Annotated in this window: 21 protein-coding genes; 9 read left to right on the forward strand and 12 right to left on the reverse strand. The window is 70.7% G+C overall.

Translation table 11 applies throughout. The features are described 5' to 3' along the window. Nucleotides 1-78 precede the first annotated feature (78 nt). From AB0L91_RS07915 to sucC, 3 genes are all read right to left on the reverse strand, one after another. Nucleotides 79-1,143: a DUF5336 domain-containing protein gene (locus AB0L91_RS07915; protein WP_355273520.1), complete on the reverse strand. Its 1,065-nt coding sequence runs from the start codon at nt 1,141-1,143 to the stop codon at nt 79-81. A 197-nt stretch (nt 1,144-1,340) separates the two neighbouring features. Then, complete coding sequence (gene sucD / locus AB0L91_RS07920) at nt 1,341-2,258, reverse strand: succinate--CoA ligase subunit alpha (protein WP_355273523.1); 918 nt, start codon at nt 2,256-2,258, stop codon at nt 1,341-1,343. Between the two features lie 11 nt (nt 2,259-2,269). Further along, nucleotides 2,270-3,436, reverse strand: a complete 1,167-nt coding sequence (sucC, locus tag AB0L91_RS07925; protein WP_355273526.1) for an ADP-forming succinate--CoA ligase subunit beta — start codon at nt 3,434-3,436, stop codon at nt 2,270-2,272. Between the two features lie 520 nt (nt 3,437-3,956). Here sucC and AB0L91_RS07930 point away from each other — a divergent pair. Together AB0L91_RS07930 and AB0L91_RS07935 are read left to right on the forward strand one after the other, a co-directional pair. After that, entirely contained in the window at nt 3,957-5,000 is a 1,044-nt protein-coding gene (locus tag AB0L91_RS07930; RefSeq protein ID WP_365008125.1) for a M23 family metallopeptidase, read from the forward strand. Nucleotides 5,001-5,058: 58 nt separating this feature from the next. Next, nucleotides 5,059-6,438, forward strand: coding sequence for a DUF1731 domain-containing protein (locus AB0L91_RS07935; RefSeq protein ID WP_365008128.1), 1,380 nt, complete (start codon nt 5,059-5,061; stop codon nt 6,436-6,438). Between the two features lie 8 nt (nt 6,439-6,446). Here the strand turns inward: AB0L91_RS07935 and pcrA are convergent, their stop codons facing one another. After that, entirely contained in the window at nt 6,447-9,035 is a 2,589-nt protein-coding gene (pcrA, locus tag AB0L91_RS07940) for a DNA helicase PcrA (RefSeq protein WP_365008130.1), read from the reverse strand. Nucleotides 9,036-9,334: 299 nt separating this feature from the next. Between pcrA and AB0L91_RS07945 the strand changes: the two genes are divergently transcribed. Further along, entirely contained in the window at nt 9,335-9,628 is a 294-nt protein-coding gene (locus tag AB0L91_RS07945) for a chorismate mutase (protein ID WP_022566231.1), read from the forward strand. Nucleotides 9,629-9,718: 90 nt separating this feature from the next. Here the strand turns inward: AB0L91_RS07945 and AB0L91_RS07950 are convergent, their stop codons facing one another. Beyond that, nucleotides 9,719-11,176, reverse strand: coding sequence for an NAD-dependent succinate-semialdehyde dehydrogenase (locus tag AB0L91_RS07950; protein WP_355273534.1), 1,458 nt, complete (start codon nt 11,174-11,176; stop codon nt 9,719-9,721). An 82-nt stretch (nt 11,177-11,258) separates the two neighbouring features. On the opposite strand from AB0L91_RS07950, the gene pgi reads away from it, so the two are divergent. Next, nucleotides 11,259-12,899 carry a glucose-6-phosphate isomerase gene (pgi, locus tag AB0L91_RS07955; RefSeq protein WP_365008133.1) on the forward strand — a complete coding sequence of 547 codons (1,641 nt, stop codon included), beginning with the start codon at nt 11,259-11,261 and terminating at the stop codon, nt 12,897-12,899. Here pgi and AB0L91_RS07960 read toward each other — a convergent pair. From AB0L91_RS07960 to AB0L91_RS07975, 4 genes are all read right to left on the reverse strand, one after another. Further along, nucleotides 12,868-13,461, reverse strand: a complete 594-nt coding sequence (locus AB0L91_RS07960; RefSeq protein ID WP_365008136.1) for a potassium channel family protein — start codon at nt 13,459-13,461, stop codon at nt 12,868-12,870. The genes pgi and AB0L91_RS07960 overlap by 32 nt on opposite strands. Nucleotides 13,462-13,544: 83 nt before the next feature. Further along, on the reverse strand, nt 13,545-14,219 hold the full coding sequence (locus AB0L91_RS07965) for a nucleoside/nucleotide kinase family protein (RefSeq protein WP_365008139.1): 675 nt from the start codon (nt 14,217-14,219) through the stop codon (nt 13,545-13,547). Between the two features lie 188 nt (nt 14,220-14,407). Further along, on the reverse strand, nt 14,408-16,036 hold the full coding sequence (locus tag AB0L91_RS07970; RefSeq protein WP_365008141.1) for an acyl-CoA dehydrogenase family protein: 1,629 nt from the start codon (nt 16,034-16,036) through the stop codon (nt 14,408-14,410). A gap of 17 nt (nt 16,037-16,053) precedes the next feature. Next, nucleotides 16,054-16,659, reverse strand: coding sequence for a TetR/AcrR family transcriptional regulator (locus AB0L91_RS07975; RefSeq protein ID WP_355273547.1), 606 nt, complete (start codon nt 16,657-16,659; stop codon nt 16,054-16,056). A 63-nt stretch (nt 16,660-16,722) separates the two neighbouring features. On the opposite strand from AB0L91_RS07975, the gene AB0L91_RS07980 reads away from it, so the two are divergent. Together AB0L91_RS07980 and AB0L91_RS07985 are read left to right on the forward strand one after the other, a co-directional pair. Continuing rightward, nucleotides 16,723-17,490, forward strand: a complete 768-nt coding sequence (locus tag AB0L91_RS07980) for a crotonase/enoyl-CoA hydratase family protein (RefSeq protein WP_355273550.1) — start codon at nt 16,723-16,725, stop codon at nt 17,488-17,490. After that, complete coding sequence (locus tag AB0L91_RS07985) at nt 17,490-18,713, forward strand: hypothetical protein (protein ID WP_365008143.1); 1,224 nt, start codon at nt 17,490-17,492, stop codon at nt 18,711-18,713. The genes AB0L91_RS07980 and AB0L91_RS07985 overlap by 1 nt, the downstream gene beginning before the upstream one ends. Before the next feature lie 51 nt (nt 18,714-18,764). Here the strand turns inward: AB0L91_RS07985 and AB0L91_RS07990 are convergent, their stop codons facing one another. Then, the gene (locus AB0L91_RS07990; RefSeq protein WP_365008146.1) at nt 18,765-19,466 is read right to left on the reverse strand and encodes a TetR/AcrR family transcriptional regulator; all 702 of its coding nucleotides are present in this window, start codon (nt 19,464-19,466) and stop codon (nt 18,765-18,767) included. A 58-nt stretch (nt 19,467-19,524) separates the two neighbouring features. On the opposite strand from AB0L91_RS07990, the gene AB0L91_RS07995 reads away from it, so the two are divergent. Then, the gene (locus AB0L91_RS07995; RefSeq protein WP_365008148.1) at nt 19,525-20,214 is read left to right on the forward strand and encodes a DUF4386 family protein; all 690 of its coding nucleotides are present in this window, start codon (nt 19,525-19,527) and stop codon (nt 20,212-20,214) included. Here the strand turns inward: AB0L91_RS07995 and AB0L91_RS08000 are convergent. Then, nucleotides 20,172-21,470 carry an alpha/beta hydrolase-fold protein gene (locus AB0L91_RS08000; protein WP_365008151.1) on the reverse strand — a complete coding sequence of 433 codons (1,299 nt, stop codon included), beginning with the start codon at nt 21,468-21,470 and terminating at the stop codon, nt 20,172-20,174. The genes AB0L91_RS07995 and AB0L91_RS08000 overlap by 43 nt on opposite strands. A gap of 123 nt (nt 21,471-21,593) precedes the next feature. Between AB0L91_RS08000 and AB0L91_RS08005 the strand changes: the two genes are divergently transcribed. Next, a complete protein-coding gene (locus AB0L91_RS08005) occupies nt 21,594-23,696 on the forward strand; it encodes a DUF2156 domain-containing protein (protein ID WP_365008153.1) in 2,103 nt (700 codons plus the stop codon). A 7-nt stretch (nt 23,697-23,703) separates the two neighbouring features. On the opposite strand, the gene AB0L91_RS08010 is transcribed toward AB0L91_RS08005, so the two are convergent. Further along, nucleotides 23,704-24,396, reverse strand: a complete 693-nt coding sequence (locus AB0L91_RS08010; RefSeq protein ID WP_365008155.1) for a pyridoxamine 5'-phosphate oxidase family protein — start codon at nt 24,394-24,396, stop codon at nt 23,704-23,706. Between the two features lie 79 nt (nt 24,397-24,475). Between AB0L91_RS08010 and AB0L91_RS08015 the strand changes: the two genes are divergently transcribed. After that, on the forward strand, nt 24,476-25,861 hold the full coding sequence (locus AB0L91_RS08015; protein WP_365008157.1) for a PLP-dependent aminotransferase family protein: 1,386 nt from the start codon (nt 24,476-24,478) through the stop codon (nt 25,859-25,861). The last annotated feature ends 96 nt before the right edge of the window (nt 25,862-25,957 follow it).

Here is a 25,957-nt window from a genome sequence, read left to right on the forward strand (position 1 = left end):
ATCTTCTGGCATGCTCGGGCGCCCTGCGTGGTTACGCTTCGCTACCGTCTCCGGGCGCTGACCGAGCATGCTGTCGGTTTACTTGTTGTCGTCGGTCGGGCGGAAGGCCGTCGTCGCGTCGGACGCCGGGTCGGCGTTCTGCTCGCCGCCGAACGGCTGGCCCTGCTGCGGCGCGGCCGCACCGGGCTGCGCGCCACCGTAGGTCGGCGCGCCGAAGGGCTGCCCCTGGCCGGGCTGCTGCCCGCCGAAGTGCTGGGTCGCGCTCTCGTCCGGCCGCGGCTGCGCCTGCGGCGCGGCACCGTAGGGCGACTGCTGCTGCGGCGCACCGTACTGCTGGCCGTACGGTGACTGCGGCGGCTGCTGGCCGTAGGACGGCTGCTGGCCCGGCTGGCCGTAGGACGGCTGCGGCGCCTGCGGCACCGACGGCTGGCTCTGCTGGCCGTACGGCGACTGGGTCGGGTACTGGCCGCCGGTCTGGCTCTGGCCGTAACCGCCCTGCCCGTACGCCTGCTGGCCGGTGCCCTGGCCGTAGCCCTGCTGGCCGTAGCCCGGCTGCTGGCCGTACTGGCCGTACTGACCCGGCTGCTGCTGCGGCTGGGCAGGCTTGGGCGCGGGCGGCTTGATGATGCCCAGCTCGAACAGCACCGCGACGATCGCGGCGGCCGCGGTGAGCAGCGCGAAGACGATCACGATGTAGGCACCGAACTCCAGCTCGGCGCCCTCGGGGACCGAGAAGGTCAGCGCGAGCACGGCGAACAGGCCCGCCACCGCGGCCGCGGCCGAGGCGCCGAGCAGCTTCTGCTTGGGCAGCAACGACACACCGGCCAGCAGACCGGCCAGCAGCACGATGCCCAGCGTGGCCGAGCCGCCGAAGTAGGCGAAGAAGCTGTCGGTCTCGTCGCTGCTGACGGTGGTGCCGCCGATCGTCACCGGCTTGGTGCCGACGAACGGCAGGAAGCCGAGCAGGAAGGTCAGCACACCGAGGCCCGCGGTCGCCGCGGTCAGAATGAAGGGCAGCCCTTTGCCTTCCGCGTCGGTCGCGGACGATGGCGCAGCGCCGGCGGCACCGGTGCTCGGGCCCTGGCTGGGCGCGGCGGGTGTCGCGGGTGCGTTGTACCCGGAGCCCCCGGTCGGGTAGGACATGTCGTCGTCTCCTTGTCGAGTCGTGCGCACGGTCGCGTCGAACTGACTGGTGCTGATCCGGTTACTGACGCTACTGCACGTCCTGTCCCCGGTCATCACCTACCGAGCGGGCTGTGGACAACCACCGCCCTGTGCAGAATCGACGAAGGCCGCCCCGGTCAAACCTGGAGGCGGCCTTCGTAGCTGTTGCGTGCGGATCAGGCGGAGGCGATGGACGCCTTCTCCAGGATCTCGCGCGCGAGCGCGGCGGTGGCGGACGGAGTCTTGCCGACCTTCACACCCGCGGCCTCGAGCGCTTCCTGCTTGGCCTGCGCGGTACCGCCGCCGCTGGAGACGATGGCGCCCGCGTGGCCCATGGTCTTGCCCTCGGGCGCGGTGAAGCCGGCGACGTAGCCGACGACCGGCTTGGTCACGTTGGCCTTGATGTAGGCCGCGGCCCGCTCCTCGGCGTCGCCACCGATCTCGCCGATCATGACGATGATCTTGGTCTCCGGGTCCTTCTCGAACGCCTCGATGGCGTCGATGTGGGTGGTGCCGATGACCGGGTCGCCGCCGATGCCGATCGCGGTCGAGAAACCGAAATCGCGCAGCTCGTACATCATCTGGTAGGTCAGGGTGCCCGACTTCGACACCAGGCCGATCGGGCCCTTGCCGGTGATGTTGTTCGGGGTGATGCCGACCAGCGCCTCGCCGGGGGTGATGATGCCGGGGCAGTTCGGGCCGATGATGCGGGTCTTCTCGCCCTTCTCCACGTTGTAGGCCCACGCGTAGGCGGAGTCCTGCACCGGGATGCCCTCGGTGATGACCACGAGCAGCGGGATCTCCGCGTCGATGGCCTCGACGATGGCGTCCTTGGAGAAGGCGGGCGGCACGAACGCGATGGAGGTGTCGGCGCCGGTCTTCTCCATCGCCTCGGCGACGGAAGCGAACACGGGCAGCTCGATCTCGTTGCCGTCTTTGTCCGTGTGGGTGACGGTGGTGCCCGCCTTGCGCGCGTTCACGCCGCCGACGACGTTGGTGCCCGCCTTCAGCATCAGCGCGGTGTGCTTGGTGCCCTCGCCGCCGGTGATGCCCTGGACGATGACCTTGTTGTCCTTGTTCAGGAAGATGGACATGTTCGTGTTCCTTACTTGGCTGCGGCCAGTTCGGCAGCCTTGTCGGCGCCTTCGTCCATGGTCTGGGCCAGCGTCACCAGCGGGTGGTTGGCCTCGGCGAGGATCTTGCGGCCCTCGTCGACGTTGTTGCCGTCGAGACGGACGACCAGCGGCTTGGTGGCCGCGTCGCCGAGGATCTCCAGCGCCTTCACGATGCCGTTGGCGACCGCGTCGCACGCGGTGATGCCACCGAACACGTTGACGAACACGCTCTTGACCTGCGCGTCGCCCAGGATGACGTCCAGACCCGCGGCCATCACGGAAGCCGAAGCGCCACCGCCGATGTCGAGGAAGTTGGCCGGCTTCACGCCGCCGTGGTTCTCACCGGCGTACGCGACGACGTCCAGGGTCGACATGACCAGGCCGGCGCCGTTGCCGATGATGCCGACCTCACCGTCGAGCTTGACGTAGTTGAGGTCGTTCTCCTTGGCCTTCAGCTCGAGCGGGTCGGTCGCGTCGACGTCGGCGAAGTTCAGGTGATCGGGGTGCCGGTACTCGGCGTTCTCGTCCAGGGTGACCTTGCCGTCGAGGGCGAGGATCTCGTCCTGCGGGGTGCGCACCAGCGGGTTGACCTCGACCAGGGTGGTGTCTTCGGAGATGAAGACCTCCCACAGCTTCTGGATGGTCACGGCCGCGGCGTCGAGCACGTCGGCGGGCAGGTGGCCCTTCTCCGCGATCTCGCGGGCGAAGGCCAGGTCGACACCCTTGACGGCGTCCACGGCGATCTTGGCGAGGCGCTCGGGGGTCTTCTCCGCGACCTCTTCGATCTCCATGCCGCCCTCGACCGAACACATGGCCAGGTAGGTGCGGTTGGACCGATCGAGCAGGAAGGAGATGTAGTACTCCTCCGCGATGTCCTTGGCCTCGGCGACAAGGAGCTTCTTGACGATGTGGCCCTTGATGTCCAGGCCGAGAATGTTCTGCGCGTGCGTGAACGCGTCCTCCGGGGTGGCGGCGTACTTGACGCCACCCGCCTTACCACGGCCGCCCACCTTGACCTGCGCCTTGACCATCACCGGCTTGCCGATTTCCTCGGCAATCGCGCGAGCTTCTTCGGCCGTGTCGCAAACACGACCCTCGGACGAAGGCACTCCGTGCTTAACGAAGAGCTCCTTCGCCTGATATTCGAAGAGATCCATGTACTCACCGTCTCGTCTGCGTTGCTATGACAACGTCTTTGTTGGCGGCCCGACGTCGGTAGCGGGTCGGGTCGGACTCTAACCAGTCACATGGAGGGCCAATCGGCCACATTCATCCTAAGTGGCGCAGGTCACGACGTGTTACGGGAGGTCGGGAAAACCGCTGGCCAAGGCTACTGGTGAGTAGTTTTTCGGCGATTTCCGGCACCGTGGCAGGTCGGGACATGTAAACCCGTGACCCCTCACGATCTACTACGTTATGTCGTCGAAGGTCCTCACCCGAGAGGCCTCGAAATGGTGAGATATTCCGACGCGTTACGGTGACGAATCTCACACACTACGGTACGTTTTCGACCAGCGCTTGCCACTCTGCAATCGCTTCGTTACCGTCAATGCGGTCGAAGTCACAACCAGGTCACGACAACCAGGTCACGACTGGCAAGTCAGGACTGAGGAGGACGACAAGCTTGAGGCACGTCAGCACTCGCTTGGAACAGCCGTCGGCGATTCGGCGCAGCCGATGAACCACCGCTCCACCTTCACAGTCGAAGATCGCACCAACTCCGGCCACCGTTACCGGTACACCGCCGAGTACACCTCGCACCCGCAGGGCAGGCGCGCGCCCGCCGCGGCGCCCGAGCCCGCGTGGCCGCAGCAGAACACCTGGCAGGACCAGAACCACTGGAACGCCGACAGCGCGTGGACCCCCGCCGAGGACGAGTGGACTCCGGACGAGTCCGACACCTATGACTCCGGCACCTACGCCACCGCGTGGGAGCCCATCCGCGCCACCGAATCCGAAGAGCCCGCGCCGCGCCGCGCCGAACGTCGTGGTGGCGCGCACCGCGTGCCCGCTCCCCCCGCCGCGCTGAAGGGCCGCGCCGCGGTCATCGCCGTCGCCGCGGGCGCTGTCGTCGCCGCCGGTCAGGCCGCGATGGCCGATCCGGGCCAGCCTGCGCACGGTGTCGACTACGAGGCCGCCGGTCAGATCCACGAGATCGCGGCCCAGTCGATGAGCACCGCCGATCTCGACGAGAACGGCACCGGCGCTTCGGTTCTCGACGCCACCACCATCGCCGACAAGAGCCACTTCGACGATATCCTCGCCAAGGGCCAGAAGTTCGCCGAAGATCTCGCCGCGCAGGAATCGGCCAAGCTGCGCCCGCTGTTCGCGAAGTTCACCTCCGGTAACTACACCTCCGGTTTCGGCGCCCGCTGGGGTGTGCAGCACCTCGGCATCGACGTCGCCGGTCCGATCGGTACCCCGATCTACTCGGTCGCCGACGGCACCGTCATCGAGGCCGGGCCCGCCTCCGGCTTCGGCATGTGGGTGCGCGTCCTGCACGACGACGGCACCGTCACGATCTACGGCCACATCGACACCGCGACCGTGGTGCAGGGTGAGCGGGTCATGGCGGGCGATCAGATCGCCACCATGGGCAACCGCGGCTTCTCCACCGGCCCGCACTGCCACTTCGAGGTGTGGCTCAACGGCACCGACAAGATCGATCCGGTCCCGTGGCTGGCCACCCGCGGCATCAGCCTGGGCGCCCAGCGCGACTGAGGTGAGGTGATCAGCGGCACCCTTCCCAGTGCCGCCGGTCCCGGTTAGCGTTCCAGTCATGGCTGGTACGACGAAGTACACGCAGTTCATCGCGCTCCCACCGGAATCCGTGTGGAGCGTACTGGGGGATCTCGAACAGTGGCCGGAGTGGAATCCGGGCGTGCGGTCGGTGCGGATGCACGGGCCGGTCGCCGTCGGCGCCACCGGTGACTACCTGCCGAGCGGACAGGTAGCGGCGCGTATTCATGGCAGATTCAGCGCATCGTTCACCGTCACCACCGTGGTACCCGACCGGGAACTGAGCATCGAGCAGCCCGAACCCGCCGGGACCATGCGGCTCACCTGGCGGCTGACCCCGCGCGACGGCGGCACCGAGATCACCCAGGAGCTGCGGTTCACCGGTCCGTCCGCCGCGGCGGCGCGCGCGGTGGTCCGGCCGTTCATCGAAACCGATGCGCGCGTGAACTTCTCGCGACTGGCGCGGCTGGCCGGGCTGGTGCCCGCCGACGACGCGCTCACCGTGGTCATCGCCGGTGGTACCGGTGCGCTCGGCACCCAGATCGCCGCCGACCTCACCTGTCGCGGCCAGCGTGTCACCCTGCTCACCCGCAGGCGCGTGCCCGCGCTGCCGTTCCGGCAGACCGAATGGGACGGCCGCTCGGTCGGCGCCTGGGCCGCGGAACTGCGGGAACCGGGCAGGCTCGCGGTGATCAACCTGGCGGGCAAGCTGGTCGACTGCCGGCCCACCGAACGCAACATCACCGAACTGCGCACCAGCCGAGTCGATTCCACCGCCGCCCTGGTCGCCGCCGCCGGGCTGCGCGACACCCCGGTCGACTACTGGGTGCAGGCCAGCACTACCGCGATCTGGTCGGACGCGGGCGAAACCCGCTGCACCGAAACCACTCCCCTGCCCGTGGGCCTGCCGCAGATGACCGGCGTCGCCCAGCCGTGGGAGGAGGCGTTCGATCCGGCCCGCGCCGCGCACTGGACGATCCTGCGCACCTCTATCGTCCTCGACCCCGACGCTCCCGCGCTGAAGCGCCTCGCCCAGCTCACCAAGGCGGGCCTCGGCGGCCGGGTCGGCCCCGGTGACCAGTGGTTCAGCTGGATCCACATCGAGGACTGGCTCGCCGTCGTCCGGGCGACGCTCGGCCTCGATCCCGACCTCGTCCTCCCCGACGGCATCCTCGTCGCCGCGACCGAATTCCCGGTCCGCAACACCGAACTCATGGCGACCCTGCGCCGCCTGCTGCACCGGCCACCGTCGCCGCCGACCCCGGCGGCGATCCTGAAGGTCGGCGCCGTCGTCCTGCGCACCGATCCGGCCCTCGGCCTGACCGGCCGCCACGCCACCTCGGAAGTCCTGCACAAGGCGGGCTTCGCCTTCCGGTATCCGACTCTCGACGAAGCCCTGACGGATCTACTGCCGCACTGAGGTTCGCCCTACAGCTTCACAATGGTCCGGCTGAACTGGGGGATCAGCCGGATCTTTCCGGCCGTGCCGAAGTCGATGGTGACGGTCGCCAACGGGCCGACACCGTCGGCGGCGACCACCCGGCCCAGGCCGTACTTGTCGTCGCTGACCCGATCGCCCACGGCGAGTACGAGATCGGTGTTGTTCCGCTTGACCGCGCCGCCGCCCGGCGCGGGCCTGCGCTGACCGGTGCCGCCGCGCACACCGGGACGCTGATCCCAGCCGTCGCCCCTGGTCCAGTCGCGTTCGAAACCGCTCTCCTCGCGCCTGCGGCCACGCTGGACGGGCGAGACCACCGGCTCCAGGCGACGCCAGTCCAGCAGGTGCTGCGGGATCTCCTGCAGGAACCGCGATTCCGGGTTCGACACCGGCTGGCCCCAGCCCGAGCGCACCACGGCGCGCGAGAGATAGAGCCGCTGCCGCGCCCTGGTGATGCCGACGTAGGCGAGCCTGCGCTCCTCGGCCAGCTCGGTCGGATCGCCCAGCGCGCGCATGTGCGGGAACTGGCCGTCCTCCCAGCCGGTCACGAAGACGACCGGGAACTCCAGTCCCTTCGCGGTGTGCAGCGTCATCATGGTGACCACGCCCGACCCCTCGTCGGGGATCTGGTCGGTGTCGGCCACCAGCGACACCCGCTCGAGGAACGCCGCGAGCGAGCCGGGCTCGGGTTCGCCGTCGCCCGCCTCCGGCAGCAGCCCCTCCTCGCGCGCGGCCTCGGCGTTGTTGAACGCCTCGGAGCTGAATTCGCGGGCCACGCTGACCAGTTCGTTCAGGTTGTCCAGGCGCGCGCCGTCCTGCGGATCGTCGGAGGCTTCCAGTTCGGCCCGGTACCCGGTGCGGTCGAGCACCGCGTCGACGACATTGCCCACGTCGGGATACTCGCTGTCGGCGCGCTTTCCGGCCGCGCGGATCTCGTCGAGCAGGTCGAGGAAACCGGCGATGGCCCGCACCGCCCTGGTGTTCAGCAGCGCGACCTTGCCGTCGGCGGCGTCGCGCAGCGCGGCGGCGAAGCCGATGTCGCGCTGTTCGGCGTGCACCGCGACGCACGCCTCGGCGCGATCGCCGATCCCGCGGCGCGGGGTGTTGAGGACGCGACGCAGGCTCACCGCGTCGTCGGGGTTCTCCAGCACGCGCAGGTAGGCCACCACATCGCGGACTTCCTTGCGCTCGTAGAACCGGACGCCGCCGACCACCTTGTACGGCAGGCCCATCCGGATGAAGATCTCCTCCAGCGCCCGCGAATTGTTGTTGGTGCGGTAGAAGACCGCCACATCGCCGTAGTTCGCGTCGCCCGCGTCGACCAGCTTGTCGATCTCCTTGGCGACGAACGCGGCCTCGTCGTGCTCGTTGTCGGCGACGTAGCCGGTGATCAGCTCGCCCTCGCCCGAGTCGGTCCAGAGCTTCTTCTCGCGCCTGCCCTCGTTGCGCGAGATCACCGCGTTGGCGGCGGAGAGGATGTGCTGGGTGGAGCGGTAGTTCTGCTCCAGCAGAATGGTTTCCGCGTCCGGGAAATCGCGCTCGAATTCCTCGATGTTGCGGATCGTCGCGCCGCGGAAGGCGTAGATGGACTGATCCGCGTCGCCGACCACGCACAGCTCGCTCGGCTCGACGCCGGCTTCCTCGTCGGTCTGCGCGCTGTGGTGGCCGACGAGTTCACGCACCAGGACGTACTGCGCGTGGTTGGTGTCCTGGTACTCGTCGACCAGGACGTGCCGGAACCGGCGCCGGTAGTACTCGGCCACCTGCGGGTGGTTCTGCAACAGCGCGACCGTCTCGCCGATCAGGTCGTCGAAGTCCATGGCGTTGGCCGCGCGCAGCCGCTTCTGGTACTCGGCGTAGACCCGGGCCACCAGCGCGGGCAGTTCGGTCTCGTCGGCCTCGGCGTCGGCGGCGGCCTGCTCCGGCCCGATGAGTTCGTTCTTCAAGTTGGAAATTGCGGTGGCCAGCAGCCGCGCCGAATACTTCTTGGTGTCGATGTCGAAATCGCGGCTGATCATCGTCAGCAAACGGCGCGAATCGTCGGCATCGTAGATGGAGAAATTCGAATTCAGGCCCGGCAACAGGGCGGCCTGCATCCGCAGAATGCGCACACAGCTGGAATGGAAGGTCGAGACCCACATGCTGGCCGCGCGCGGGCCGACCAGCCCCGCGACCCGCTCGCGCATCTCGGCGGCGGCCTTGTTGGTGAAGGTGATCGCCAGGATCTGCCCGGTGTGCACGCCGCGCGCGGCGAGCAGGTAGGCGATGCGCCGGGTGAGCACCGCGGTCTTGCCCGAGCCGGCGCCCGCGACGATCAGCAGGGGTGAGCCCGCGTGCACGACGGCCGCGCGCTGCTGCGGATTCAGTCCGTCGAGCAGGCGTTCGGTCTCCTCGACGCGGCGCTGCTCGCGTTCCTTGCGGCGCTGTTCCTGCTCGGCGCTGTGCCGCGCCGCCGCCTCGGCCAGCCCGCCACCGGACGCGCCGGAACCACCACCGTCCCGGCGCGATAGCTCCGCGGGCGCGGACGCTGGTTCACTGGGATCGGCGGCTGAGGCGTGGGGAGCGACCGTGATATCCATCGTCTGTCCACGCTACCGGCGGGCACCGACAGGCGGCGAACCGCGGGCTTCTCAGCTGATTCACAAACACAACTGTTTTGCATGACTGGGGGCCCGTGGCACACTGGGCCTCATGGCCAGTGCTTCTCCGCATGCCCGGATCGGCAAACGATCCGATATCGTGGCGGTGCGCGCGGCTATTTGCGCACTCCCGGGGGGATCACGTACCGCCCATCGGGAAAGTTTCAGGGTGAAGGAACAGATCGGGTAACAGGCCGTGCGGCCCCACCGATCCAAGTTCTGACACGAGGAGATGAATGATGAGCACCCCTGCTACGACCACCGGGTCCGATTCGGCTCTGCCGCAATCCGAGGCGGAGATCGAGAAGCTCCGCCTCGAGATCGACCAGCTCGACGCCACGATCCTCGCCGCGATCAAACGCCGGAGTGAGATCTCCCGGATCATCGGCCGTACCCGGATGGCCTCCGGTGGTCCGCGCCTGGTCCACAGCCGCGAGATGAAGGTGCTCGAGCGCTTCAGTGAGCTCGGCCAGGAGGGCCACACCCTCGCCATGCTCCTGCTCCGCCTCGGCCGAGGTCGCCTCGGCCGCTAGGCACCGATCAAGCCACGCGGCGGACCACCAGTTCGCCGCCTCCACAAAGCCGCCCCGGGTGCTACACCATCCCCGGGGCGGTTTCGTGTCTCAGGTCAGCGCGACGTACTTCGTGTTCAGGTATTCCTCGATGCCCTCGATGCCGCCCTCGCGCCCGAAGCCCGATTCCTTGACGCCCCCGAACGGCGCGGCCGGGTCGGAGATGACGCCGCGATTGACGCCGACCATGCCCGTCTCCAGCGCCTCCGACACGCGCAGCGCCCGGTCCAGGTCCCGCGTGTACAGGTAGCTGACCAGTCCGTATTCGGTGTCGTTGGCGGCGGCGACGCCCTCGTCCTCGGTATCGAAGGCGACGATCGGGGCGACCGGGCCGAAGACCTCCTCCCGCAGGATGCGCGCCGAGGCCGGCACGTCACCGAGGACGGTGGCCGGGTAGAACCAGCCGGGGCCACCGGGTGCCTTGCCGCCGAGCAGCAGCTGCGCGCCCTGGTCGACGGCGTCGTCGACCAGCTCGCTGACGATCTCCCGCTGCTCCTCGCTGACCAGCGGACCGAGGGTGCTGGCCGGATCGGTGCCCGGCCCGAGCACCACGGTGTCGGTCATCGCGGCGACCAGCTTGGCGGTGAACTCGGCGACCACCCCGCGCTGCACGTGGAAGCGGTTGGCCGCGGTGCACGCCTCGCCACCGTTGCGCAGCTTCGCCTGCATCGCGCCCGCCACCGCGGCGTCGATGTCGGCGTCGTCGAACACGACGAACGGGGCATTGCCACCCAGCTCCATCGACGTGCGCAGCAGCCGGTTCGCCGACGCCGAGACGAGCTTCTTACCGACCTCGGTCGACCCGGTGAAGGTGAGTTTGCGCAGCCGCGGATCGTCGATCAGCGGGCCGGTGACGGCACCGGAACGCTGGGTCGTGACCACCGACAGCACGCCGTCGGGCAGCCCGGCCTCGCTGCACAGCTTGGCCAGCGCCAGCATGGTCAGCGGGGTCGCCGAGGCGGGCTTGACGATCATCGTGCAACCTGCGGCGAGCGCGGGCCCGATCTTGCGGGTCCCCATGGCCAGCGGGAAGTTCCACGGCGTGATCGCCAGACACGGACCGACCGGTTGTTTTGTCACCATGATCCGGCCGGTTCCCGACGGCGCGTGCAGGTAGCGGCCGTGCACCCGCACCGCCTCCTCGCTGAACCAGCGGAAGAACTCGGCGCCGTAGCGCACCTCGTTGCGGCTCTCGGCCAGCGCCTTGCCCATCTCGAGGGTCATCAGCAGCGCGAACTCCTCGGCCCGCGCGGTCAGCTGCTCGAACACCGCCCGCAGGATCTCGCCGCGCTCGCGCGACGGGGTCGCCGCCCACGCCTCGCCCGCCGCGACGGCCGCGTCCAGCGCGCGCATCGCGTCGTCCGGCGTGGCATCGGCGACCTGCGCGATCACCGAGCCGTCGGCGGGATTGCGCACCGCGAAGGTGCCACCGCCCGTCGCCTCGACCGGCCCGGAGCCGATCCACAAACCCTTCGGTACGAATTCGAGTACGTCACGTTCGGACACCATGGGAGTCAGCGTAGGCCGCGGGCCGTGAGCGCACACCCAACTGCGGCGCCGGACTTCATCGGACGCTGTAATGTCGGCTGACGTGAGCAGCGACATCACCGCGTCGGCGGCTTGGCAGGCACTGTCGGACAACCACCGCAGCGTCGCACCCCTACACCTGCGCAAACTGTTCGCCGATGATCCGGCGCGCGGCAAAGACCTGACCGTGCGGGTCGCCGACCTGCACATCGACTACAGCAAGCATCGGGTGACGCGCGAAACCCTCGCGCTGCTCGTCGATCTCGCCCGCACCGCGGGCGTGCCGGAACGGCGCGACGCGATGTACGCGGGCGCCCATATCAACACCTCCGAGGACCGCGCGGTCGGGCACATCGCCCTGCGGCTGCCGGTCGGCGATCAGCTCAGTATCGACGGCACCGACGCCGACGCCGAGGTGCACGAGGTGCTGCGCCGGATGGGCGAATTCGCCGATTCGGTGCGTTCGGGCGAGTGGCGCGGCGCGACCGGCGAGCGCATCACCGCCGTGGTCAACATCGGTATCGGCGGCTCGGATCTCGGGCCCGACATGGTGTACCGCGCGCTGCGCCACTACACCGATCCCGGCATCGAGGCCAGGTTCGTCTCGAACGTCGACCCGTGCGATCTGGTCGCCAAGCTCACCGGGCTCGACCCGGCGACGACGCTGTTCATCGTCGCTTCCAAGACCTTCTCCACCCTGGAGACCCTGACCAACGCGACCGCGGCCCGGCGCTGGCTGGTCGCCGCGCTCGGCGAGGACGCCGTCGCCAAGCACTTCGTCGCGGTGTCGACCAACGCGCAGCGGGTGGCCGAGTTCGGCATCGACCCCGCGCACATGTTCGGCTTCTGGGACTGGGTGGGCGGGCGGTATTCGGTCGACTCCGCGATCGGCCTGTCGGTGATGGTGACCATCGGCAAGGAGCAGTTCGCCGAATTCCTCAGCGGAATGCACGCGGTCGACCGGCATTTCGCCACGGCTCCACTGGAAGAGAACGGGCCGGTCCTGCTGGCCATGCTCGGGGTCTGGTACACGAACTTCTTCGGTGCGGAATCGCGCGCGGTGCTGCCGTATTCGAACGACCTGGCCCGCTTCCCCGCCTATCTGCAACAGCTGACGATGGAATCCAACGGCAAGTCGGTGCGCGCCGACGGCACCCCGGTGACCACCTCGACCGGCGAGATCTTCTGGGGCGAGCCGGGCACCAACGGCCAGCACGCCTTCTACCAGCTGCTGCATCAGGGCACCCGGCTGATCCCGGCCGATTTCCTCGGTTTCGCCCGCTCCACCGACGACCTGCCGACCCGCGACGGCACCGGCAGCATGCACGACATCCTGATGAGCAACCTGTTCGCGCAGACCAAGGTGCTGGCTTTCGGCAAGACCGCCGAGGAGATCGCCGCCGAGGGCACCGATCCGGAGCTGGTGCCGCACAAGGTGATGCCGGGCAACCGGCCGAGCACCACCGTGCTGGCGCCCGAGCTCACGCCGTCGACGGTGGGTCAGCTGATCGCCCTCTACGAGCATCAGGTGTTCGTCGAGGGCACCGTGTGGGGTGTCGACAGTTTCGATCAGTGGGGCGTCGAGCTGGGCAAACAGCAGGCGCTGGAGCTGATGCCGCTGCTCAGCGAGCCCGCGCAGCCGGTGACGCAGGGCGATTCGTCGACCGACGAACTCATCGAGTGGTATCGGGCTCATCGTCGCTGACGCCGGCGCCCGGCGTCGCGCGGGCGGCGGCGGCGCGGTCCGCGGCGGCGATCCGGGTGTTCACGCTGTTGGTCGCGATGGAGATCAGCGTGCCGAGGACGACCAGGTCGAACACGATCTGCACCATCGTCGCGATGCGGGCCGCCTGACCCACCGCGTGCACGTCGCCGTAACCGATCGTGCCCAGGGTGACCATCGTGTAGTAGAGCGCGTCGGTGCGCGTCGTCAGGCCCTGGAACTGGCCGGGTTGCAGCTGCTGGAGCCGGAAGTAGTACAGCGAGAAGACCACACAGACGATGCACACCACGAGCAGCACACCGTCGACCCGGCCGCCCGCCGAGGTCGGCGCGTTCAGGAAGTGCTCGACCCGGCGCCAGACCAGCCAGCCGAGCCCGATGATCCCGGCGATGAAGGTGCACACCCCCATCACCCGGCCTGGCCACGCGTTCAGGTCGAAGAAGAACCCCACCGGCACGCTGTAGTAGAGCAGCAGCGCGAACACGGCCGCCGCCGCGTTGCGCAGCGCGTGCCCGGGCATGCGGGTCCGCCACCGTCGCGTCATCGCTCCATGATTGCCCGCCGAGCGCCCATTTCCGCGCGTACGCGCCGACAGCAGGCCATGACCGACCACCACTGCCGAGTCAGCTAGCCGATCCGATAGCCATCCCCGTCCGCCGTCAGCACCTGATCGGCGCGTGGTCTGCTCCCCGCGACGAGGTCGGCATTGCGCAGATCGCTGTCGGTGACCTTCACTTTCGCCTGCGCCGGCGTGCGACCACCGACGGTGTGCCGGTGCAGCAGCCGCTCGGTGAGGACCTCGCGGGGCGCGTCGAGGTACCAGCAGGCGTCGAGCAGCCCGCGCACCGCCGCCCACCCGGGCGCTTCGGCGTCGGTGAGCAGCAGGTAGTTGCCCTCGACGACGACGATGTCCTCGTCGCGCACGACCACTCCGGCCTCGGTCGGCTCGTCGATCGCCCGGTCGAACAGCGGCCACGGCACCGGTTCCCCGATCCGCGACCGCCGCAGCGCGCGCAGGTCGGCGACGAATCCGGCGGCGTCGAAGGTGTCGGGCTCCCCCTTGCGCGCCAGCGCGCCTTGCGCGCGCAGCGCCGCGTTGCGCAGGTGGTAACCGTCCATCGGCGCCACCACCGCGCGCCGCCCCGCACGGGCGAGTTCGGCGCACAGCCCGTGCGCCAGCGTCGATTTGCCCGCGCCCGGCGGACCGGCGATGCCGAGCAGATACCGCTGCCCCGGCACGCCGGCCGCCGGAACGCGCCGGGCGAGATCGCGGATCGACAGGAGGTCGCTCGTCGAGGTCACCGGATCACCCTAGGTGACACACCGGGCCCGTCGGCGGCCGTCGACAGGCACACCGGAGGCGGTCCGCCACGCGCCGCCGGGCACGAGCATCCAGAACGCGGGCAGGAACGCCACCTGCCGCGGCGGCGCGTCGCAGTGGCCCCGACCGGCTCGGAGCCACCGGCCGCGATCGGCGCGGAGACGGCGGCTCAGGCCAGGTCGACGAAGGCCCGTTCGATGATCGAGCCGGTGCCCGCCCCGACGGGCAGCGTGCCGAAGGCGATGCCCCAGTCGGCACCGAGCCGGGTCGCGCAGAAGGCGTCGGCGACCGCCGGGTGACCGTGGCGCACGAGCTGCGCGCCCTGCAGGACCAGCGCCATCAGTTCCACGACCCGGCGGGCGCGGTACTCGATGTCGGACAGGTCGCTGAGTTCCTTGCCGACGCGGTCGATCGCGTCGTCCAGGCGCGGGTCGGCGCCGCGGGCGAGGCCGACCTCGGCGAAGTACGCCTCGACGGTCTCGGGCTGACGGCCCATGGCGCGCAACGCGTCCAGCGCGGCCACATTGCCCGAGCCCTCCCAGATCGACATGAGCGGCGCCTCCCGATACAGCCGGGGCATACCGGACTCCTCGGCATACCCGTTGCCGCCCAGGCATTCCAACGCCTCGGCCGCGTGCGCGGGCGCCCGCTTGCACACCCAGTACTTGGTGATCGCCAGCGCGATCCGGCGCAGCGCCGCCTCGGCCGGGTCGCTGCCCGCACGGTCGGTGGCACCGGCAAGGCGCATCATCACCGTGGTCGCGGCATCGGACTCGATCACGAGATCGGCCAGTACATTGCGCATGGCGGGCTGGTCGATGAGCTTGGCGCCGAACGCCTCCCGGTGCCTGGCGTGGTGCACGGCGGTGACCGCGCCGAGCCGCATGCCGGTGGCCGAGCCGATCACGCAGTCGAGGCGGGTCATGTTGACCATCTCGATGATCGTCTTCACGCCGGCGCCCTCGGCGCCGACGAGCCAGCCGGTGGCGTTCTCGTACTCGATCTCCGAGGACGCGTTGGACTTGTTGCCCAGCTTGTCCTTGAGCCGCTGGATGCGGATCGGGTTGCGGGTGCCGTCGGGCAGCACGCGCGGCAGCAGGAAGCACGACAGCCCGCCCGGCGCCTGGGCCAGCGTCAAGAACATGTCCGACATCGGCGCGGAGGTGAACCACTTGTGCCCGACGATCCGGTACGCGCCGTCCGGCTGCGGGGTGGCGGTGGTGGTGTTGGCCCGTACATCCGAGCCGCCCTGCTTCTCCGTCATCGACATGCCCGCGATGAGCCCGGCCTTGGTCGACGGTTCGCGCAGGCCGAAATCGTAGGTGCGCGAACCGAGCAGCGGCTCGTACTTCGCGGCGAGCTCCGGATTGTGGCGCAGCGCGGGCACCACCGCGTAGGTCATCGAGATCGGGCACATGTGCCCGGCGTCGGCGATGCCCCAGGTGTAGAACTTGGCGGCGCGGGCGGTGTGCGCGCCGGGCCGCTCGTCCAGCCACGGCGAACCGTGCAGGCCGTGCGCGACGGCGACATTCATCAGGTCGTGCCAGTGCGGGTGGAACTCCACCTCGTCGACGCGATGCCCCCAGCGGTCGTGGGTGTGCAGCACCGGCGGGTACTCGTTGGCGAGCCTGCCCCAGTCCTGCGCGGCGACATCGCCCGCGAGCCTGCCGAGTTCGCGCACTTCGGCCTCGGCCCAGCCCGCGCCCTCCCGGTGCAGGCCCTCGAGCAGCGCGGGGTTGCGCGCGGCGTCGAAGGGGACGAGCGGGGGCACCTGATTGAACACTTCATGGGTCGGCATGGCCGGAACTCCTTCGACTACGACGTTTCCGGGCGCGCACCCAGGGCACGCACGGCGAAAGCAACCAATTCGGGGATGACGGTCTCGGCGTGCGGCGCGGCGGCCAGCGGACCGACCAGCACCTCGCCGATCGCGCCGACGAGCGCGGCGGCGCTGATCGCGGTGTCCTGCGCGGGCAGGCGGCCCTCGGCGATGCCGTGCGCGATCGCGGCTTCGAACGCGGCGGCGAACGCGCGCCGGAACTCGAGCCGTTGCGCGTCGACGGCCGCGTCGACCGGCTCGGCCAGCAGCACGTACGCCAGCTTCGGATTCTTGAGCGCACGCCCGGCGAAGGTCTCCACCGCCGCGCTCACCCGCTGCAGGACATCGCCCTCGGCCACCGCGGCGCGGACCGCCTCGACCTCGCGGGCGACCACGGTCTCGAAGACCGCGGCGACCAGTTCGGCCTTGTTCTCGAACTGCTTGTAGACCGTGCCGGTGGCGACGCCCGCCTCCGCGGCGACCGCGGCCATCGAGAGCCCGGCGAAGCCGTCGCGGGAGAGCACGCGGGTGGCGCCCTGCACGATCAGCGCCCGTTGCGCGTCGAGCCGGGCCTGCACGGCCGGGGTCCTGCGGTACACCATACGAAGAAGTGAACCACCGATTCACCCCTTCACACAAGGGGCGATCCGCCGTATGGTCGAACGATGTCAGTACGTGTCGAACACGCGGGCCCGGTCACCACCGTGATCCTGGACCGGCCGGAAGCCCGCAACGCCGTCGACGGCCCGACCGCCCGCGCCCTGGCCGACGCCTTCCGGGCGTTCGACGCCGACCCGAATGCCTCGGTGGCGGTGCTGTGGGGCGAGCACGGCACCTTCTGCGCCGGCGCCGACCTCAAGTCGCTGGGCACCGAGAACAGCAATCAGGCCACCGTCGAGGGCGACGGCCCGATGGGCCCCACCCGGCTGCGGCTGTCCAAGCCGGTGATCGCCGCGGTCGCCGGCTACGCCGTGGCGGGCGGACTGGAACTGGCGCTGTGGTGCGATCTGCGGATCGCCGAGCAGGACGCCACCTTCGGCGTCTTCTGCCGGCGCTGGGGCGTGCCGCTGATCGACGGCGGCACCGTGCGGCTGCCCCGGATCATCGGCGAGGGCCGGGCGCTGGATCTGATCCTCACCGGCAGGCCGGTGAGCGCGCCGGAGGCGTTGCAGATGGGCCTGGTCACCCGGGTCGTCCCGACCGGTGACGCCCGCCGGGTCGCCGAGGAACTGGCCGCCCAGCTGGCCGCCCTCCCGCAGACCTGTCTGCGCTCGGACCGCGCCGCGCTCTACGAGCAGCACGGCCACCCCGAGGACGAGGCGATGCGCATCGAATTCCAGCACGGCCTGACCGCGCTCACCGGCGGCGCGCTCGACGGCGCCGCCCGCTTCGCCGCGGGCGCGGGCCGGCACGGTAGCGCCGACCAGCGGTGATGGACCGGCTCACGGTCGTCGACGAGATCTTCCTGCGCACCCATCGCGGCATGGGCACGCCCATCGCCCTCCAGGGGCTCTGGCGGATCCCGGACGCGATGGAACCCGCACTGCTGCACCAGATCCACGATCGACTGCGGGTCGGCGACCTCGGCCGCCGGGTGGTGAGCGCCCGCGTGCCCGGAGCGCGGCGCGGCTGGCGGCCGAACACCCTGGCCCATCCCCTCGACCGCGCCGGTGCCCCGCTACCGGAGCACGCGATCCTCCCGTGGGCCGACACACTCGGCACCGACCTCGACCCGGAGTCCGGTCCCGGCTGGCGGCTGTCCTGCGCGCCGCTGCACGACGGCGGAACCGTTGTCGCCCTGACCTGTTCGCACGCGCTGGCCGATGCCCGCGGCCTTATCCACGCGGTCGACGCCGCCCTCGGTGAACTCGGCGCCATCGACGGCAACCTGCCCGACGCACTCGCAACGGCATCGGACTGGGCCGATGCCCGCACCCAGTGGTCCACCATCATCGGCGGCACGGCACGCGCCCTGCGCCGTGGGATTCCCCGGCCCCCCGCCACCACTGCGCACGAGCCGTCGCCGGACAGGTCCGTCCACAGCACGCTGCTGGCCTTCGACGCCGCCGAGTGGGACGCCACTGCCGCCGCGACCGGCGGAACCCCCAACAGCTTGTTCATCCACCTGGTGGCGAACATTCTGTGGGAGACCGGATTCCAGCACCCGGAGATCGCCGCGAGCCTGCCGGTCGACACCCGCGACGAACCGCGCGTGGACAACGACCTCGCGATGACCGAGATCGCGATCGACCGCACCGATACCCCCGCGACGATCCGCGACAAGGCCCGCATCGCCTACCTGCGCCGCATGTCGAGCCCCGCGGGACTGCCGGAGGAGATCCTCCAGGTCCTTCCCGACCGCTGGGCCTACGCGCTCAGCCGGGGCGCCGGGGAGCGAGACATCCTGTGCTCCAACATCGGAACGCTGCCCGACAGCCTGCGCACGGTCGGCACGCACCACTGCGATCGGGTCGCCGCGCGCGCGATCCACCCGGGGGTCACCGATTTCCCCCGCACCCGGCTCGCCGGGTATCTGTCCCGGCTCGGCGATACCTACACCCTCGCGCTGGTCAGCCTGGCCGCGGACCGTGAGACCCTGCGCACCGCGCTCACGCGGGCCTGCGCCGCGGCCGGAATATCCGCCGCGAGTTGGTGATCCGGCCGGACCGGTGTCCGGCCACGCACGCGTCCGCCGCGTACCTCGACCTCAGCTCGCCGTCATCCCGGTGAGCAAGGCCCGCAACCCCCAGACGAACTGATCCACCGAGTTCCACGCGGCGATCTCGTCCAGGTGCGCGGCCGTGCGCGGCCACCGGGTGCCGTCGAGCTCGTCCAGGGCGGCCCTGCGCTGCGCGATCCGCTCGGATTCCGGTGGTAGCGGCGGCTTTCCGTCGGTCTCGGCGACCTCGAGCGCGACCGCGCCGAGTACCTGCACGATCACCGCGTACACCCCGTGCGCCCGGGTCTGCGCGGGCAGCCCGCCGCGCGCCAGACAGCCGAACATCGCCTCGCCGACATCGCGCGCCGCCGGGCCGTCCATCGGACCCGACATCATCAGCGTGGCGACCGCCGGATGTGCCAGCAGCTGGTCGCGCAGGCCGAGGGCGAACTGGATCACCGCGGCGGTCCACTCCACGCCGGGATCGACGAGCGGGCCGAGCGGCACCGCGGCGAGCACCCGTTCGATCACCGCGCGCTCCAGGTCGGCGCGGCTGGCGACATAGGTGTACACGGCGTTCGGGTTGACCCCCAGCCGCCCGGCCACGGCCCGGATCGAGAGGGCGCTCGGTCCGCCGTCGTCGAGCAGGACGAGCGCGGTGTCGACGACCTGCCCCTCGGTGAACGACCGCCGCGTCGGCCGCGGCGCACCGGCCGCGGCGCGCCGACCTGTTGACTTCTCCTCCGGCATGCGATGGACTGTACCCCGTACAGCTACCTGTACCCCGTACAGTCAGAATGGAAATCTCATGCGCACCAAGCCATGGCCCGCCATCACGCTGCTGATCGCGGCCCCGCTCCTGATGAACCTGGCCTTCACCGGTCTGGGCGTGTCGTTCGACTACCCCGACGTCCTGCAACTGCCCGCCACCGAATCGCTCGCGAAGTTCCGCGCCGAGCAGACCACCGTCGTCGCGCTGTTCACCCTGCTCGCCGCCGCGGCCTGCGCCTTCGCCCCGCTGGCCGTCTCGGTCGGCCGGCTCGACGACTCACCCACCATGCGGTGGGCCGTGCGGGCCGGCATCGCGGCCGCGATCGTCCAGGTGGTCGGCCTGCTGCGCTGGCCGCTGCTCGTCCCCGGTCTCGCCGACCGCGTCGCCACCGAGGGCCCCGGCTCCCCCGCGATCGGCACCTTCGAGACTGCCAACACCGTCCTCGGCACCGTCATCGGCGAGACCGCCGGCTACACCCTCACCGCGCTGTGGACGGTCCTGGTCGTCCGCGCGCTGCGCGACCGTGTCCCCCGCTGGTTCGCCGTCCTCGGCTACGTCAGCGCGGCCGCCGTCGCGACCGGCGTGCTGGTCCCGCTCGGCGTCGAGGCGGCCGGGCTCACCAATTTCCTCGGCTACCTGCTGTGGAGCGGCTGGCTGCTCGCCTTCGCCGCCCTGCTGATCCGCTATCCGGTGAGGCCGAGTCTGGTGGCCAGCCACGGGAGTTGATCGCGCAACCCGGCGGACCACAGCGCGAAGCTGTGCCCGCCGGGCAGTACCCGCAGCCGGACATCCATCCCGGCGTCCTTCGCCGCCTGGTACATCCGCTCGACCTGCGGGCGATAGGTGTCGTCGTCGGCGCCGACCACGAACGCGCCGGCGGAGTCCGGGTAGGACCGGCCGCGCAGCAGGTCGAGCGGGTTGACCCGCAGCAGCGCGGCGGTGTCGCCGCCGAAGGCCGCGTCGACCGTGCGCCGGCGATCACCGAGCGTCGGCTCGTCCTCCCCGGACAGGTCGAGGAAGGTGGGATAGACCTGCGGATAGTTGGTCGCCAGTTGCAGCGCGCAGGTCCCGCCGTAGGACAGTCCGCCCACCGCCCACGCGCGCGGATCCGGGTCGACCTGGAGATTCGCCCGCACCCACGCGGGCACGTCGACGGCCAGATACGTGGCGACATTGCCCAGCCGCGAGTCCAGGCACAGTGGGTTCGCCAGCTGACTACCGGTGCCGTCGGCGACCACCACGACCGGCGCGAGCCCGTGGTGCGCGCGGGCGAAGGCGTCCATCGTCTCGACCAGCTGCCCGCCGACGATCCAGTCGTCGGGCGCGCCGGGCTGACCCGCGAGCAGGACCAGCACCGGCAGCAGCGGCCGTGGATCGGCGAAATAGGCCGGTGGCAGATAGATCTCGGCGGCGCGGGCGGTGAACCCCGACTCGGTCGGCGGCACCGTCGCGGTCAGCACTTTGCCACCGGGCGGCAGTCCGGCGGGCTCGGTCCACACCGATTCCAGCGGCCGCCCGCTCACCACGTCCGCGGTCCTGCTCAGTGCGCTCGCGTCGACGCGCTGGATGTCGTCGATGCCCAGCGCCGAACCCACCGTCGGATACGACGCGTAGACGAGATTGATCCGGACACCGACCGCCACCAGCACCGCGACCGCGGCGAGCAGGGTCACGAGCGCGGTCCACACCCTGCGGCGCACCAGGATTCGCGGCACCACCAGCAGCACCGCCGCCACGCCGACGCCGATCAGCGCGTAGACCGATACCGCGATCGGATCGGGGAACGGCCGCCACACCTCTTCGACGAACAGGTACAGCGCGACGGTCACCACGGCGGCCGCCAGCAGCACGATCGGCATCGTCGTCGTGACGTAGCGCCGCGACCGCGCGCACAGCAACCACACCGCACCCAGGACGCCGAGCAGGGTGAGCGTCACCGGGAGCCATCCGGCGAGCAACGACAGATCGGTGATCCTCGACATCGCTGACCTCCACAGATGCCACCTCGACGCGCGGACCCGGGTCCGCGCGCGGCCACGATGACATACGGTACACAGACGACTTCACCGCGTCCGCGTGGCGCACTCGCAGCAAAGGGTGGATCGATGGACGACGACACAGCTGCCACCACGCCCGCCCCGCCGGGCGCACTCGCCACCGCCGGTACCGTGCTCCGGCGGGTGCCGTTCACGGTCGGCTTCCTCGTCCTGGTGATCGTCCTCGGCCTCGCGACCGGTGGCCTCTGGCGGCGGCTCGACGCCAGGTCCTGGTTCCCCGACATCGCCTACGGCTGGCCGCCGCTCACCGAGGGCAAGTGGTGGACCCCGGTGTCCGGCTGGTTCTTCGGGCTCACCCCGTTCCAGTACGCCGTCATGACAGTGCTTTTCGCGCTCGCGGTGGGCTGGGCCGAATGGCGGCTCGGCACCGCGCGCACCGCGCTGGTCTGCGTCAGCGCCCAGCTGATCGGCGTGCTCGTCGCGTCGACCCTCGTCGGGGTGCTGCAACACACCCATCTCGGCTGGGCCGATCGGCTGGCCGAGGTCCGCGACGTCGGATTCACCACCGCGGCCCTCGCCGCGATCGCTGCGGCCTCGGCGACGCTGCGCTCGCCCTGGCGGCTGCGGGTGCGCGCCGTGCTGGCGGCGCACGTGTCGATCACCTTCCTGTTCGAGTCGACCTTCGCCGATCTCACGCACCTGATCGCGGTGGCGCTGTGGTTCCCGCTGGGCGAGAAGCTGTTCAGCACCACCGAGCACGGCTTCTGGCCGCGCACCCGGCGCGAGGTACGGATGCTCGCCTTCATCGGGCTGCTGCTGATCGCCGCGGTCTCGGTGCTGGTGTACTTCTTTCCGACCGACAGCCTGCTCGGCCCGACCGGGGAGGAGCGCGGCTCGCTGTGGAGCACGATCGTGACCGTCGCGGTGATCGCGGTGATCGCCGATCAGCTGCGCAAGGGCAGGCGCTGGGCCTGGTGGATCGCGATCGGCTACGGCACCGTGCACGTGGTCCTCACCCTGGTGCTGCTCGGGGTGGCCATGGGTACCGACTACGCCACGACCGGCGCGGTGACCGTCGGCACCGCGCTGCTGTGGGCGGGCGAAGTGGCCCTGCTCTACGGCGGCCGCGGCGCGTTCCGGGTGCCCAACCGGCGCAAGATCACCGGCGGCGCGCTGTCGGGGACCGAGCCCGGCGCCGCGGCGCGCGCGCTGCTGGCCCGCTTCGGCGGCAGCACCATGTCGTGGATGATCACCTGGCCGGAGAACAAGTACTGGTTCGCCGCCGACGGCGAACGCTGCGTCGCCTACCAGCGGCACGCGGGCACGGTGATCGTGCTGACCGATCCCGTCGGCCCGCCGGACCTGCTGCCCGACACCCTCGCCCGCTTCACCGACCGCTGCGAAGCCGACGGCCTGGTGCCCTGCCTGTTCTCCACCACCGGCGCCGTCGCCGAGCTGGCGGGCGAACTCGGCTGGCGCAGCGCGCAGATCGCCGAGGACACGATCGTCGACCTGCCGCAGCTCGAGTTCAAAGGCAAACCGTGGCAGGACATCCGGTCGGCGATCAACAAGGCGAACAAGGAGGGCATCTCCTTCCGGATGGTCCATCTCGCCGAAGAACCGTTCGCGGTGCTGGCGCAGGTGCGCGCGATCTCGGAGGAGTGGGTCGGCGAAAAGGGCCTGCCGGAAATGGGATTCACGCTCGGCGGGGTCGAGGAGGCGCTCGATCCCGAGGTGCGGGTCGGCCTGGCGATCGATACCGACGGCAGCGTGCACGGCGTCACCTCATGGCTGCCGGTGTACGCCGCCGGCGGCGAGATCCGCGGCTGGACCCTCGATGTCATGCGCAGGCGGCCCGACGGCTTCCGGCCGGTGATCGAGTTCCTCATCGCCTCGGCCTGCCAGACGTTCAAAGAGGAAGGCGCCGAGATCGTTTCGCTCTCCGGCGCCCCGCTGGCGCGCAGTGCGGGCACCGACGACGCCGAGCCGATCGATCGACTGCTCGAAGGGCTCGGCGCCGCCATGGAGCCGTATTACGGATTCCGTTCGCTGCACACGTTCAAGGCGAAGTTCCAGCCCCGCCACGAACCGGTGTTCCTGTGCTACCGCGACGAGGCCGACCTGCCGCGGATCGGGATCGCGCTGACGAAGGCGTACCTGCCGGAGGTGTCGGCCAAGGATCTGATGGCCCTGAGCGCGGCACCGCGCTGAGGCCGCCTCAGCCGACGATCACCGGACTCGGCGTCACCCGGGCCGCGACATCGGCGGGCACCGCGACGCCGGGTTCCAGATCGGCGGCGTCGATCGGCTCGCCCCAGACCTGGCGCAACGGCAGCACCCCCGCCCAGACGCCGCCGGTCTCGATATCGTCCGCGTCGTCGTTGGGGCCGCCGGTCCGCACCTTCACCGAGGCCTCGGTGAGATCCAGCGCGAGCACCATGGTGGCCGCCATCTCCTTGCGGCTGGGCGGGCGCACCCGGTCCCAGGCACCCGGCGCGGCGTGCTCGACGATCACCCGCAGCGCGTTGTCGCGCTCGGCCTCGTCGGTGACCAGCTCCGCGCGGCCCCGGATCACCGCGGACCGGTAGTTCATCGAGAAGTGCATGGCCGAGCGCGCGTAGACCAGTCCGTCGACGTGGGTCACCGCGATCGAGATCTCGGTCCCGATGGCGGCGCGCATGTTGCCCGCACCGGTGGAACCGTGCAGGTAGAGGGTGTCGCCCGCGCGGCCGTAGACGGTCGGCAGTACCACCGGCGAGCCGCCGAGCAGTACGCCGAGGTGGCAGACCAGGCCCGCGTCGAGCACCGCGTCGAGCTCGGCGCGATCGGCGCGGCCACGTTCCCTGGACCGCGTCAGGGTGGTGCGCGGGGTCGGCGACAAGGGGGTGCGGGTGCTGTCGTGCGTGGTCATAAGATGAGCTTCGCCGATGAAGTGGACCGCAGACAGGTCCACTTCGGCAGTAGATCAACAGGCCAATTCGAGGTGGGCGATGCTCGACGATCTGCCGATTCCGCTCGACCGGACCGCGCCCGAACCGCTGTCGGTGCAGGTAGCCGATGCCCTGCGCGCCGCGGCGACCGGCGGGGTGCTGCGCGTCGGCGAGCGGCTGCCGTCCTCGCGCACCCTCGCCCAGCGGCTCGGGGTCAGCCGGGCGGTGGTGTCGACCGCCTACGACCAACTGCACGCGGAAGGATGGATCGCCGGGCGGCGCGGGTCGGGCACCTATCTGCGCACCGCCCCCGCCGCCGCGCCGCCGCGCACCGCACCCGGTGGCGACACCGATCCCGACGCGGGCCTGCTCGATCTGGGTCCGGGCGCGCCGTGCGCGGACGCCGTCGACCCGGCCGCCTGGCGCCGGGCCTGGCGCGCGGCGGGCGACCAACCCGCCGATGCCCGCAAGGACCGGGCGGGCGAACCCGCGTTCCGGGTCGCCGTCGCCGAGCACCTGCTGCGCCATCGCGGCCTGGCCGCCGGGACCGCCTCGGTGGTGCTCGCCACGGCGGGGACCAGCGCGGGGGTCGGCGAGCTGGCCTCGGCGCTGCTGCGTCCCGGCGACACCGTCGCGATCGAGGACCCCGGCTATCAGCGGGCCGTCGGCGCGTTGCGGGCGGCGGGCATCCGTGTGCTGCCCGTCCCGGTCGACGCCGACGGGCTGCGGGTCGACCTGATCCCGGCCGGTGTGCGCGCGGTCTACTGCACACCGGCGCACCAGTTTCCGCTCGGCGCGCGGATGCAGGCCGCGCGCCGGGTCGAGCTGATCGAATTCGCCAGGGCGACCGGCTGCTTCGTCATCGAGGACGACTACGACGGCGAATTGCGCTACGACACAGCGCCGTTGCCGCTGCTCGCCGCGATGGCGCCCGACGTGGTCGTGCATCTCGGCACCACCAGCAAAATCATCGCCACCACCCTCGGCGTCGGCTGGCTCGTCGCCGGGCCCGAGATCGCCGACGCGGTGCTCGCCCACCGCGCGGATACCGGCACCGCCCCCAGCCCGGCGGGTCAGCGGGTGCTCAGCGAGTTCGCCCGGCACGGCGACCTGGCCCGGCACCTGCGCAGGTTGCGCCGGGTGGTGCCGCCGCGACGCGCGCTGGTGGTCGACGCGCTCGCCCGCCACGGCCTGCCGGTGGTCGGTGACGACGCGGGCTCGCACGTGGTGGTCGAACTCCCCGACGTGGCCGCCGAGCAGCGCGCGATCGCCGCCGCCCGCGCCCGCGGCGTCCTGCTCGACGGCCTCGCCCGGCATCATCTCGGCGCGGAGTACCGGTTCGGCGTCGCCATCGGCTACACCGCGCCGAGCCGGGCCGAACTGGCCGCCGCGGTGCCGATCGCGGCCGACTGCCTGGCCGCCGCCCGGCCCGATCTCCCCCGGTAGCGCCGCTGATCGCCGCGCCGCCACCCGGCACGGTCGTAGCATGGACCCCGACCCGGTGCGGGTCGCTGTTCGGGCACTACCCCTCCGACCATCGAA

The sequence above is a fragment of the Nocardia sp. NPDC051833 genome (assembly GCF_040681225.1).
In the GTDB taxonomy this organism is placed as follows: domain Bacteria; phylum Actinomycetota; class Actinomycetes; order Mycobacteriales; family Mycobacteriaceae; genus Nocardia.

Bases quoted from the DNA above. Each gene is read 5' to 3' on its own strand.
- AB0L91_RS08000 (WP_365008151.1), bottom strand. From the start codon at position 21,470: ATGTCGAGGATCACCGATCTGTCGTTGCTCGCCGGATGGCTCCCGGTG.
- AB0L91_RS07950 (WP_355273534.1), bottom strand. From the start codon at position 11,176: ATGGTGTCCGAACGTGACGTACTCGAATTCGTACCGAAGGGTTTGTGG.
- sucD (WP_355273523.1), bottom strand. From the start codon at position 2,258: ATGTCCATCTTCCTGAACAAGGACAACAAGGTCATCGTCCAGGGCATC.
- AB0L91_RS07980 (WP_355273550.1), top strand. From the start codon at position 16,723: ATGTCAGTACGTGTCGAACACGCGGGCCCGGTCACCACCGTGATCCTG.
- AB0L91_RS07990 (WP_365008146.1), bottom strand. From the start codon at position 19,466: ATGCCGGAGGAGAAGTCAACAGGTCGGCGCGCCGCGGCCGGTGCGCCG.
- AB0L91_RS07995 (WP_365008148.1), top strand. From the start codon at position 19,525: ATGCGCACCAAGCCATGGCCCGCCATCACGCTGCTGATCGCGGCCCCG.
- sucC (WP_355273526.1), bottom strand. From the start codon at position 3,436: ATGGATCTCTTCGAATATCAGGCGAAGGAGCTCTTCGTTAAGCACGGA.
- AB0L91_RS07985 (WP_365008143.1), top strand. From the start codon at position 17,490: ATGGACCGGCTCACGGTCGTCGACGAGATCTTCCTGCGCACCCATCGC.
- AB0L91_RS07930 (WP_365008125.1), top strand. From the start codon at position 3,957: ATGAACCACCGCTCCACCTTCACAGTCGAAGATCGCACCAACTCCGGC.
- AB0L91_RS07935 (WP_365008128.1), top strand. From the start codon at position 5,059: ATGGCTGGTACGACGAAGTACACGCAGTTCATCGCGCTCCCACCGGAA.
- AB0L91_RS07970 (WP_365008141.1), bottom strand. From the start codon at position 16,036: ATGCCGACCCATGAAGTGTTCAATCAGGTGCCCCCGCTCGTCCCCTTC.
- AB0L91_RS07915 (WP_355273520.1), bottom strand. From the start codon at position 1,143: ATGTCCTACCCGACCGGGGGCTCCGGGTACAACGCACCCGCGACACCC.
- AB0L91_RS08010 (WP_365008155.1), bottom strand. From the start codon at position 24,396: ATGACCACGCACGACAGCACCCGCACCCCCTTGTCGCCGACCCCGCGC.
- AB0L91_RS08005 (WP_365008153.1), top strand. From the start codon at position 21,594: ATGGACGACGACACAGCTGCCACCACGCCCGCCCCGCCGGGCGCACTC.
- AB0L91_RS07945 (WP_022566231.1), top strand. From the start codon at position 9,335: ATGAGCACCCCTGCTACGACCACCGGGTCCGATTCGGCTCTGCCGCAA.
- AB0L91_RS07975 (WP_355273547.1), bottom strand. From the start codon at position 16,659: ATGGTGTACCGCAGGACCCCGGCCGTGCAGGCCCGGCTCGACGCGCAA.
- AB0L91_RS07960 (WP_365008136.1), bottom strand. From the start codon at position 13,461: ATGACGCGACGGTGGCGGACCCGCATGCCCGGGCACGCGCTGCGCAAC.
- AB0L91_RS08015 (WP_365008157.1), top strand. From the start codon at position 24,476: ATGCTCGACGATCTGCCGATTCCGCTCGACCGGACCGCGCCCGAACCG.
- pcrA (WP_365008130.1), bottom strand. From the start codon at position 9,035: ATGGATATCACGGTCGCTCCCCACGCCTCAGCCGCCGATCCCAGTGAA.